Here is a 10,816-nt window from a genome sequence, read left to right as displayed (position 1 = left end):
TGGTTCATTTTTAGATTACCATATACATATGATTATAGATTCCTAGTAGAGTAATTCTTCGTATTGTTCCACTGTATCGATTACCTTATAATTTATACCCATTTTAATCACCTTTTTAGCAAATATTTAACATTATAATTTTGGAGCAACTTTATATTTTCAATAAGATTTTCCTCTGAGTCAGTTAGGTCTAAATGAAATAATATATTTTCTAAGTCAGCAATTATTTGTGTTAAGTCCTTTTTAATTAATCCTAATGAAGGTTGTCGGTCTTTTAAATCTTTAAGTTTATAACCTGTAATCTTCGCAGCGAGTATTTGTATAATTTTTTCTAAATCTAATTTGGATAAAACTAACTGGCCGTTGGCATTCTTCCTTGCTTTTAATAAATCCAAATTAGAATAGTATCGTATAGAGCGTTCAGTAAGTCCAGTTCTTTTGCAAACGTCCCCGGTTGTAAACAGTGTAATTCACCTCCATATTTCAAGACTAAGGTATTACGCTACGTTAGAGTCAAGTAAAATTATAAGCATCGACTGCAACTACAAATAAAAACCGATGTCAATTAGATAATTAATTAATCATGTCTAACTCTTACCTAATTTAGTTCAAAAGTTTCCCTACCAAAATTCAGTGTAAAAACAATAGTTTCCCTCCTTTATCCATTCAACATAATGACTTAATTTATAAATCGGTCATTAAAATTGTATAATTGTTGGTTTTATGTTACCTTTTAAATGACCAAATAAAAAAAACAGTCATTAAAGGAGAAGTTATGCCAAAGAAATTCAGTGATTCAGATAGAGAAAAAATTAGAAAAACAATACTAGACGAGTACAAAAATCACTTAATTAATGATGAAGAAACTTCTAAAGTTAGTGTTGATAACTTAGTAAAGAAAGCTAATATTGCGAAAGGTACGTTTTACTTTTTCTTCGATAATAAGGAGGAACTATTTCTTGAAGTAGTTATGGAAATTCTCATAGTAATAGAAAAACAAATCGAGCGAATTAAACTATCAAGCCCTTCTAGCTCCGTGTTTCTTTTTGACCTATTGCTTTATTTGAAGAATGTAGTAAAAGAATATCCATGGATTATTAAAATCACTGGAAAAGAGTTTAATTCCATGCTAAATAAGCTTTCACTGGAAGGCAAAAATCAAATTTATTCTCAAAAACAACTGATATGGGAAAAAGTTTATCAGTCCATTACAGATGATTTAATTGTTAGTAAATCTGTTTTTCAAGGGCTTGTTTCGATACTATTGCATTCCATATCTGATAGCCATGAAATTATTAACTTTGATGAAGCATACAGAGAACTTGCTTCAATAATTACGAATAGAAGTATTAGAAAGGATTAACTATATGAATAAATTACTTCGTGTTATGTTTATCATTTTAATTGTTGCCATGACTGGAGCCGCCATAATGCAATTGTTTTTTCCAGAAATCACGGGTGCTAATTCAGAATATGGTATCGCAACGGGATGGCAAAGAGAAATTGGGTTTTGGAACTTAGCAATCCTGCCCATTCTAATAGGAGTAAATTTGAAATACGACTATTACTTTTTAAGGATTGTCGTAATATCACTGATAGTTGGAGGATTAGGTTTTGGCACCAATCACCTTCTAGGATTTATTGAGGATGGAAGTAAGACTATCAGTTTGATTGGAGCCATAGAAAACTATCTATTGGTGTTATTTTGGGTAATAGGCTTAAGGATAGAAAGCTCTAAAAACAGGCTAGGTAAGAAGGCTCTTCAATAGCTTCTTAATAATTGCATGTAAATCCAAATATTAGAGAATTGTTGGCAAAAAACATCCCTACCAAAATTCAATGAAAAAACAAAATTCCCTACCAAAATTTTTTCTTGGTAGGGTTTTTGGTAGGGAACAATATTATTTTTAATACATTTTCTTCATTTTTGAGTAGGACAAATGCTGTTAAATAGGAATTCTCTCTTCAAAATTGTTGAAGTATTTTGTTTAAGATAAGCCATCGTAACTAGTATATGGCAAGGGGATTTTTATTTCCCTGTTTCACCAAATTGCTTAATCCGTTCACGAATTTCGTCACGCACACGCTGAAATTCAGACCACTCTTTTCCGGCTGGATCATCAAATCCCCAGTGTTCGCGTTTAACATGTGGTGGTGTGATTGGGCATTTATCAGCAGCATCTCCACATAATGTAACCACCAAATCTGCATTATGTAAGATTTCAGGATTAATCATATCTGATGTTTGACTGGAAATATCAACATCAGCTTCCTGCATGGCCTTTACAGCATTCGGGTTTAATCCATGTGTTTCAATTCCAGCACTGTAAACGTTCCACTCATCACCTAAATATTTCTTTGCCCAACCCTCTGCCATTTGGCTTCTGCAAGAGTTTCCGGTGCATAAGAAGTAGATTGACTTTTTAGACATGACATATTTCTCCTTCTAGTAAAGTAATAAGGTAACATATAGACCTAATAATGTGATGAATAGAATAGGAATAGTTAAAACAATCCCAGTTTTAAAATAAGTACCCCATGAAATTTTAACACCTTTTTGGGATAATACATGTAGCCAAACTAATGTTGCTAATGAACCAATTGGTGTGATTTTTGGACCTAAATCCGACCCGACCACATTAGCATATACAAGAGCTTCCCTTAGCACACCAGAAGTATTTGTTTCAGCAATTGCTAAAGCATCAATCATTACCGTTGGCATATTATTCATAATTGACGATAAGAAGGCAGCAATGAATCCCATTACAATCGTAGTTACAAATAACCCTTGTTCTGCCAACGTTTGAATAACACTAGCTAGTACAGATGTGAGTCCTGCATTTCCTAATCCATAGACAATTACATACATTCCAATTGAAAAAATTACTATATTCCACGGAGCACTCTTTATAACTACTTTCGTATCAACAACAGAACTGCCTCTTGCCATTGCAATAAAAAATATAGCGATTGCTCCCGCAATAATGGAAACTGGGATATTAATAAATTCACTTGTAAAATAACCAATTAATAATAAAGCAAGGACATACCATGATAAATTAAACATTTTCAAATCCTTGATTGCTTCTTTTGGATTCTTTAATTTGGACAAATCGTATTTTCTCGGAATACTTTTTCTAAAATAAATTAATAACACTGAAATAGTTGCAATTAATGAAAATAAATTTGGAATTATCATTCGTGAAGCATATTCGACAAATCCAATATTAAAAAAGTCTGCGGAAACTATATTTACTAGGTTACTTACAATGAACGGCAATGATGTCGTATCAGCGATAAATCCACTTGCCATAATAAAGGGAAATATCATTTGTTCTTTAAATTTTAAGTTCCTAACCATTGCAAGCACAATTGGTGTAAGTATAAGAGCTGCCCCATCATTAGCAAATAAAGCAGCAACAATAGCACCTAAAATACTCATATAGATAAACATTTTTATTCCATTTCCTTTTGCTATCCGTGCCATATGTAATGCTGCCCATTCAAATAGTCCAATCTCATCTAATATTAATGAAATAAGGATAATGGCTACAAAAGATAACGTCGCATTCCATGTAATGTCTATGACCTTTAAGACATCACTGAATCCGACAACGCCGACCAAAAGGGCAAGGAGTGCTCCACCACATGCGGACCACCCGATGTTCAAGCCCTTAGGCTGCCAGATAACTAAGATGAGTGTTGCTAAAAAAATTACTGATGCCAATATTACGGTCGTCACTGTCTAACCTCCATTATTCAAAAAGAATTAATCACCTCTTAGCAGCAAGAATTTGTTTTCTCTTCCTTAGAAGTTGTGCAACAAGCTGTATTTTCAATTTTATGGACCTCGCTGTCTGCTTTTGTATAAAAGAATTCCCACTCGTTTCCATCTGGGTCCGTTACCCAAAATTTATCTTGTACCGCATAGCAACAAGTTGTATTCATTTCATCACGGGCAAAAAATCCTTCTTTTTCTAACCGTTCCTTTTGAGCTGTAATTTCTTCTGCTGTTTCTACTTGAAATCCAAAATGATTCACCTGATTTCCACTCACTTCATCGCGTACATTAAGAGTAAAGTTGAGTCCAGGGCTTTCCAACAAGAATTTTGCATAATCATCTTTTACCTTCACAGGCGATACACCAAATACTTTTTGGTAAAACTCAATGGATTTCTCTAAATTTGTTACATTAATTCCCACGTGAACGTATTTCATTGTAATTCCTCCTTAATTTTTTAGTAAATCAAAAAAAATTGATGTATGTTACAAAAAAATTAGCAGCAACTTCCTTTTCCTGTTTTCCTAAAAATGCAGCATAATTCTTCTGATAATATTTTGTTTACTTCCGTATCATTTAAATCGTAATAACTCCACGTACCTTTTGTTTCTTTAATAATTAATCCTGCATCCAACAAAATCTTTAAGTGATAGGAAAGCTTTGATTGGGGCATTTCAAATACCTCTGTTAAATCACATACACATGTTTTTCCTCTTTGACAAAGCTCATACATTAGTTCTAAACGCTTCTGGTCAGCTAAAGCTTTAAATTTTTTTTCATATTCTTGAAACTGAGCTTTCATTGCAGTCATTCTCATTTTCCCTTTCATCAATTTTTTTTGATATATAAAGTATACTCGATAAAATTATGTTTATGCAATCAATAAATCAATTTTTTTTGATTTATTATGGAAAAAGTCACTTTTAAGAGGACTTTTAAATTATATGTTCTTTAATGTGTCTTACCACATATTTTGCATCTCTTCCTACCCCCCGAATGGAAGCTGAAGAAAATGAACGCTGCCCAGAAATACCTACAAAGTATAATCCAGGTGTTGTGATGCTTATTCCTCCTTTGTGTAACGGGACGCCATTTGATTCTACCGCTCTCTTTAGGGATGTTAAATAACTCACATTATGAAGGTAACCTGTTGCATAGATAACAGAATCCACTTTCTCATTTGACCCATCTTTCCATGTAATCCCCTCTTCTGTAAAACGGATAAACATATCTTTCCTTTCTGGCATATTATTTAAAATCGCCTCCTTATAAATCCCTGTATCTAATACAGAGCTACTCGAGGCAAACTTCTTTCCTAAAGGAAAGTTGTCAATTCCTGTTACTTTAAGCCAGAAATGAAGGTCTTTACCTAATATTCTTTGGGGAACATAGTTAATTGGTTTCCTGGTTGCGAGTGTAACGTTTGAAAAATTTGCTAATTCGTAGGCAATTTGTATAGCAGAATTCCCTGCTCCGACAACTATCACCCTTTGATTTTTAAATTCTTCTACATTTTTGTATTGACTGGAGTGCAATATTTTACCTTTGAACAATTCGCTTCCTTCTATTTGAGGAATACTCGGGGTATTAAAAGCCCCAGTAGCTGAAATAACCGCCTTTGAATAATAAATGTTCCCATCAGCTGTGTTAATTTTAAATAAATCACTTTTTTTCTGAATATCCAATACCCTCTGTTTTGTCCTAATGTTCAATCTAAATCGCTCTGCATATTGATTCAAGTAGTAAATAACCTCATCTTTAGTTGGATAACGATTCAAATCTCCAGAAATCTGTAAATCAGGAAGTGATGAATAACGTGCTGGCGAGAATAAGGTTAAACTATCATAGTATTTTGGCCATGAACCAACTGCTTGTTCTTCCGCTTCTAAAATCAAATATGTTATGCCTTCTTTTTGCAAGTGGTAACCAGAAGCTAATCCCGCCTGCCCTCCACCAATAACAATACAATCAAATTGATTTTTCATTTTATACTCTCCCTCTTCATATCGTTGTTTAACGATATGTAATCGAATAAATTATGAACATATAGGATTCCTACATGTTCACTTACAACAATCCGTCAGTATTTGATTTAAGTGCTGTAATAACTCCATGATTTTATTTCTATCTGTCGAGTAAAAAACTTCTTTCCCTTCCTTCCGAGAAGAAAGGAGCCCTGCCTTTTTTAAAATTGCTAATTGCTCAGAAGCCGTTGATTGACCAATACCAACTAATTCAGACACTTGATTCACGGTTACTTCATTTCTGTTTAAAAATAAAAATATGATTTCCTGTCTCTTTTCACTAGCCAACGCTTTTAAGAAGCGCATGATTTCTTCATTAATCAAAAGTCGAACTCCTTTTGTTCATTTACACATCGTATTTTTACGATACGTTATTGTCTATAATAAGCCATCCCATTTCTTGTGTCAATCCCCAAAAAAAATATAATATTTATTACCTATCTAATGCTTGAAATAAATTATAAGTTAACCCAATGTTGAGGAAAATTTTGTGGATGTGAATTTATATTACAAAAACTGTATTGTTTTTACTTCGTAAGATACCTAAAAATATTCCCTGCCAAAATTCAGTGTAAAAACAAAATTCCCTGCCAAAATTTTTTCTTGGCAGGGTTTTTGGCAGGGAACCATATTATTTTTAATCAATTTGTCCGTTTTAGATTAGGTCAAATGCTGTTAAATCAGCGTTCTCTCACCAAATCAAGTTAGCCTCTTATTCCCACTCAATTGTATTTTCACTATCAGAAACGTTGATATAACAGCCTTCCTAAGGCTTTTTCATCCCTTTGGTAGGATTCTGGTAGGGAATTAAACTCCCCTCAATATTCTGATTTCCATTAAAATCAATCATTGTTTCCTTGGCAGGAAGAATCTTTATATTCCCTGCCATTTTTTCTGCAATCAATTCATCATTTCTACTCCATAAATGTGCATAATGCTTTAAAGTAATTTCTGGTGAACTATGACCTAATCTTTGTGAAACAACAAGAATATCTGCATTAAATTCATTAATTAGGTAGCTAACATGAGAATGTCTCAATCCTTTTCCCTGTATCTGGGGAACTTTAGCAACTTTTGCATACCGTTTTATAATTCTAGGAATCGTTGACCTATAAACAGGCAATCCTGTATAGCTTATTATAAAATCATCTATCCCATACTCTGATTGAACCAACTTCCAATTTTGTAATACTTTTAAAGTATCATCATCCAAAGAAATGGTTCTCATTCCATCTACTGTTTTAGTATAAGGTTTTCTCTTAAAATCTTTTAAAGACTTCATCTGTAAAGTATGATGGATTCGCAGTTTTTTCTTTTTAAAATCCACATCATCCCAACGGAGCGCTAATCCTTCACTTATACGTACTCCCGTCATATAGTAAAGCCAAATAGCAACGAAACACATGTGCTCATAAAAATTATTCGTATAAATTACCGAAATAACCTTTTCAAATTGTTCTTTTGTCCAATATTCAACAAGACTTCTGCCTTTTGGAATTGATTTTGTTTTTTTCGAGACATTCTCTTTTAAATACTGCAAAGTCACAGCATATTCCATAGCTTGTCTAAATGCTCCATAAATCAATCCAGCATAATTTTGCGAATGACCACTTTCACTTAAAAGCCAAGTTCTATAAGATTCACAATCTCTCACGCCAATTTCTCTAAGTTCTTTATCGAAAAATCTATCACGAATTTCCCACAAAACATGTTTTCTAGTTTCCCATGTGCTTTCTTCTACACTAGATTGATAATGTGGCAAATAGAATGAGTTCATAAATTCACCAAATGTAAGCCGATAGTTGGCATAGCCATTTTGCATAAGGTATTCGTTTTTTATTCTAGTTACTTCCTTATAAGCCGCTCTTGCTGAACTAAATCTTTTGCCATTACTATCTTTTCTACTCTTCTTTTGAATCCTTTTCCCCGTGACCTTGTCAACGCCAAGTTCAATATGATAAAAGAAAACTCCCTTTTCGTCTTGATATACTCCCGGGTATTTTGTTTTAGCCATTCGTATCCCCTTTTTCCAGAGACACTCCTATAATATTTTCAACAGCATGACAAGGCACTCGTCCTAATCTTTTATTATTATAGTACGAATAACCTTTTTCTACCATATAATGTTTAGCTTGTCTAATAATATCTACTGCTTGATATGGTAGAAAACCCATATCTTGCAATTCTTTTTTCGAAACAGTTTTATTCATTAGCAAAACAATTCCTCCTTATTTTTTTGACACAAAAAAAGAGCAGATAAATTATCTGCTCTAACAAATCAAATATTTAATTTATAACATTGCTTTTCATTGCAATTAATCATTTTGCATTTTTAAGAATTTTTACTTCCGCTTGAGTGTCTAGTAACCCCTCTGATAATACGGTTACCTTAGCATCTAACTTGTCAATTTTATCAGCATTTTTCTTTACCTCTTGTTTTACATCTCTTACTTCTTTTGATAATTCAGTAATAGCTTGTAAAATCTGCTCATTAGTCACTTCTTTACTCATATTATTACCTCCTCTTAATTTTATCTAATTAATTACTGCTTAATTATTTTTCCTTTTTCTTCTATATAATCGGGCTCTTGTTCCTCTATAGAATCAAAGTCAATGTCTGGATGACCGTTTATATTCACTAATTCATCATCTTTTAATCTATAATGAGTTATTTCTTTTTCATCATCTTCTTCTTTATCATAAACAACAACTTTTATATATTTTCCATTTTCCCACATTGTAATATCTGAACTGTTTATGGCAAACTAAAAATGTAGGTTATGGCACTTCTTTTATGCATGGCCTATAGGGCTATGCATAAAAGAAAAAGCCACTTGCTAACAACTCAATAATTAACTACACTTCCTGTTGGACCATTATTCTGGCAGGAGGTAGATTAGGAGTGTTAGAAGTGACTGAAATTAATTATATCAGACAACAAGTGAACGGAAAAGGGCATACATATGCAGAGGTTGCGAGAAGAACAAATAGAGACCCAAGAACCGTACAGAAATATGCGGATCTAGATGAATTCCAACCTGAATTGAAAGGAAGGAAACCTCAACCCTCTCCGGTTATGGATCCGGTGAAAGAGATTGTGGATCAGTGGTTGAGGGAAGATTTGAAGAAGAAAAAGAAATATCGGAGAACTGCGAAGCGTATTTGGGAGTTATTAAAGGAAGAGTGTGGATTTAAAGGTTCAGACCGAACGGTGAGAGCATATGTCTCTAAGCGGAAAATAGAATTACTTGAAGAGATGGAAGCAAACGATGAGGCAGCTCTTCCGTTAGAAGCAAGTCCAGGGGATGCCCAGGTAGACTTTGGGGAGGCACCGTTTAAGGTAGAGGGAGAAGTCATAGAACTTCCGTATCTGGTTATGTCTTTCCCGTACAGTAATGCATTTCTGGTTCAGGTGTTTGAGTCCCAGAATCAAGACTGTTTCTTGGAAGGCATGAAACGATTCTTTCATCACCTTGGGGGTGTACCTAGAAGAGTTCGTTTTGATAACTTATCACCTGCGGTGAAAAAGATTCTTCCTCATGGAAGACGTGAACTGACGGAGGGATTTGAAAGGTTTGTCTTACACTACGGTTTCGAATATGAATTTTGTAATCCAGGTTCAGGGAATGAAAAAGGTCATGTGGAAGCAATGGTTAAGTATGTTCGTAATAATTTCTTTTTACCAGAACGAAGAGTATTTCAATTAGACGAATTCAATACCAAGTTGTGGGGAGAAGCTGAAAAAGATCGTCATCGCCAACATTATGAGAAAAAGGAAGAAATCAGTAAATTATTCGAAGAAGATAAGCATGCATTTTTACACTTACCGGCCAAGGAGTATAGTTGTGTACGCTATGAAACTTTGAAAGCTGATAAATATGGGTTTGTCCAAGTGGATACAAAAAAATACTCCACTTCCCCACGTTACGCAAAACAAAAAGTCTTGGTGGCAATCACATATGATCAAGTTACTATCCTTTCGGATAGATACGAAAAAATTGTAAGACATAACCGAATCTACGGAAATGCATCAAAATCAATGGTATGGCAACCCTACCTATCTCTTATGGCCACAAGGCCAACAGCTTTGAAATATACGACGTTCTATGGCCAATTACCGGAACGCTGGCGAAGCTATTTAAATGAATGCACCGTTGAGGAGAAGAAAGAAGCTCTCAAACTATTATCAACATTACTGAAAGAACATAGTTTAGAAAAGGCAACAGAAGCGTTGGAGATAGCTTCTAAAAGGATCCATCCATCTTCCGAATCAATCAAACAGGTTTTCCATCAACTTATTCACGGGCGGGGTTATCGTGATACGTTGGAGATGAAGCCTAGCATCCCAGTCATGCCAGTCGCTGAGCGAGGGATTAAGAAATATGATGTCTTCTTTTCCTCTAAAAGGAGGCAGGCATAATGCATGAAATGATTCAGGAGTACGCAAAGCGATTAAAACTCAGCTGGATTCGTGAGAATTTCCATACGGTGAACATAGAAGATCCTCAACAATACTTATTAACACTTTTTGAAAAGGAAGTGAAGCAGCGTGAGGAGCGTAAGATAAACCTATTATTCAAAACGGCAACGCTGCCGAACGTGTCTGGCAATCCTTTTGATTGGACAGATATTCAATTGGGTCAGGGGTTAAGTCAAGAATCGGTATTAGAAGGAGAATTTATCGAGGCAAAGGAAAATATGATTTTTTATGGTGGAGTAGGTGCAGGTAAAACCTACCTCTCTACGCTCATAGGAATCAATGCCATACAGAAGTATGGCAAGCGAGTGAAGTTCTATACCGTTGCTTCATTGGCAAATGAGCTGTTGGAAGCGAATGAAAAAGGTACGTTGACCAGGCTGTTTAACAGAATAGATAAGCTTGATCTATTAATATTAGATGAGCTAGGCTATATTCCATTGCATAAGCAAGGTGCAGAACTACTGTTTCAAGTGATATCTATGTGTTATGAAAAACGGAGCATTAGAGAATGTAAAAAGTTTTGTGTAATTG

At 34.3% G+C, this 10,816-nt stretch carries 15 protein-coding genes; 4 read left to right on the top strand and 11 right to left on the bottom strand.

Annotated features, from left to right (window positions below; all coding sequences use genetic code 11):
* Positions 1–107: 107 nt before the first annotated feature.
* Entirely contained in the window at positions 108–464 is a 357-nt protein-coding gene (locus D4N35_RS17155) for a MerR family transcriptional regulator (protein ID WP_268920385.1), read from the bottom strand.
* Between the two features lie 311 nt (positions 465–775).
* Between D4N35_RS17155 and D4N35_RS17150 the strand changes: the two genes are divergently transcribed.
* Together D4N35_RS17150 and D4N35_RS17145 are read left to right on the top strand one after the other, a co-directional pair.
* Complete coding sequence (locus tag D4N35_RS17150) at positions 776–1,363, top strand: TetR/AcrR family transcriptional regulator (protein WP_120075864.1); 588 nt, start codon at positions 776–778, stop codon at positions 1,361–1,363.
* Positions 1,364–1,367: 4 nt separating this feature from the next.
* Positions 1,368–1,769: a hypothetical protein gene (locus D4N35_RS17145; RefSeq protein WP_120075863.1), complete on the top strand. Its 402-nt coding sequence runs from the start codon at positions 1,368–1,370 to the stop codon at positions 1,767–1,769.
* 260 nt (positions 1,770–2,029) lie between these two features.
* Here D4N35_RS17145 and arsC read toward each other — a convergent pair whose 3' ends face one another.
* The 10 genes from arsC to D4N35_RS17095 all read right to left on the bottom strand — a co-directional run bounded on the left by arsC (position 2,030) and on the right by D4N35_RS17095 (position 8,543).
* Positions 2,030–2,431, bottom strand: a complete 402-nt coding sequence (arsC, locus tag D4N35_RS17140) for an arsenate reductase (thioredoxin) (protein ID WP_120075861.1) — start codon at positions 2,429–2,431, stop codon at positions 2,030–2,032.
* 15 nt (positions 2,432–2,446) lie between these two features.
* Positions 2,447–3,742, bottom strand: a complete 1,296-nt coding sequence (locus tag D4N35_RS17135; RefSeq protein ID WP_120075860.1) for an arsenic transporter — start codon at positions 3,740–3,742, stop codon at positions 2,447–2,449.
* A gap of 38 nt (positions 3,743–3,780) precedes the next feature.
* Positions 3,781–4,218, bottom strand: a complete 438-nt coding sequence (locus D4N35_RS17130) for an ArsI/CadI family heavy metal resistance metalloenzyme (RefSeq protein ID WP_120075858.1) — start codon at positions 4,216–4,218, stop codon at positions 3,781–3,783.
* A 59-nt stretch (positions 4,219–4,277) separates the two neighbouring features.
* The gene (gene arsR, locus D4N35_RS17125) at positions 4,278–4,583 is read right to left on the bottom strand and encodes an arsenical resistance operon transcriptional regulator ArsR (RefSeq protein ID WP_128205421.1); all 306 of its coding nucleotides are present in this window, start codon (positions 4,581–4,583) and stop codon (positions 4,278–4,280) included.
* Positions 4,584–4,716: 133 nt separating this feature from the next.
* The gene (locus D4N35_RS17120) at positions 4,717–5,766 is read right to left on the bottom strand and encodes a flavin-containing monooxygenase (RefSeq protein ID WP_120075855.1); all 1,050 of its coding nucleotides are present in this window, start codon (positions 5,764–5,766) and stop codon (positions 4,717–4,719) included.
* A 78-nt stretch (positions 5,767–5,844) separates the two neighbouring features.
* Positions 5,845–6,129 (bottom strand): ArsR/SmtB family transcription factor, encoded by a 285-nt coding sequence (locus tag D4N35_RS17115; RefSeq protein ID WP_208646320.1) that lies wholly within the window; start codon positions 6,127–6,129, stop codon positions 5,845–5,847.
* Between the two features lie 442 nt (positions 6,130–6,571).
* Entirely contained in the window at positions 6,572–7,819 is a 1,248-nt protein-coding gene (locus D4N35_RS17110; RefSeq protein WP_120075853.1) for a tyrosine-type recombinase/integrase, read from the bottom strand.
* A complete protein-coding gene (locus D4N35_RS17105; protein WP_120075868.1) occupies positions 7,812–8,015 on the bottom strand; it encodes a DUF3173 domain-containing protein in 204 nt (67 codons plus the stop codon). The genes D4N35_RS17110 and D4N35_RS17105 overlap by 8 nt, the downstream gene beginning before the upstream one ends.
* A 109-nt stretch (positions 8,016–8,124) precedes the next feature.
* Positions 8,125–8,316: a hypothetical protein gene (locus tag D4N35_RS17100; protein ID WP_120075851.1), complete on the bottom strand. Its 192-nt coding sequence runs from the start codon at positions 8,314–8,316 to the stop codon at positions 8,125–8,127.
* Positions 8,317–8,348: 32 nt separating this feature from the next.
* On the bottom strand, positions 8,349–8,543 hold the full coding sequence (locus D4N35_RS17095; protein ID WP_120075850.1) for a hypothetical protein: 195 nt from the start codon (positions 8,541–8,543) through the stop codon (positions 8,349–8,351).
* Between the two features lie 164 nt (positions 8,544–8,707).
* Here D4N35_RS17095 and istA point away from each other — a divergent pair, with 164 nt between their 5' ends.
* Together istA and D4N35_RS17085 are read left to right on the top strand one after the other, a co-directional pair.
* Entirely contained in the window at positions 8,708–10,225 is a 1,518-nt protein-coding gene (gene istA, locus D4N35_RS17090) for an IS21 family transposase (RefSeq protein WP_057989006.1), read from the top strand.
* On the top strand, positions 10,225–10,816 hold a 592-nt coding region (locus tag D4N35_RS17085; protein WP_164876417.1), incomplete at its 3' end, for an ATP-binding protein. The genes istA and D4N35_RS17085, both read left to right, overlap by 1 nt.

The sequence above is a fragment of the Siminovitchia fortis genome (genome assembly GCF_003605365.2).
Taxonomy (GTDB): domain Bacteria; phylum Bacillota; class Bacilli; order Bacillales; family Bacillaceae_C; genus Siminovitchia; species Siminovitchia fortis.
Note: the sequence above shows the minus strand (reverse complement) of the source record. Positions and strands in the feature narration are given on the sequence as shown.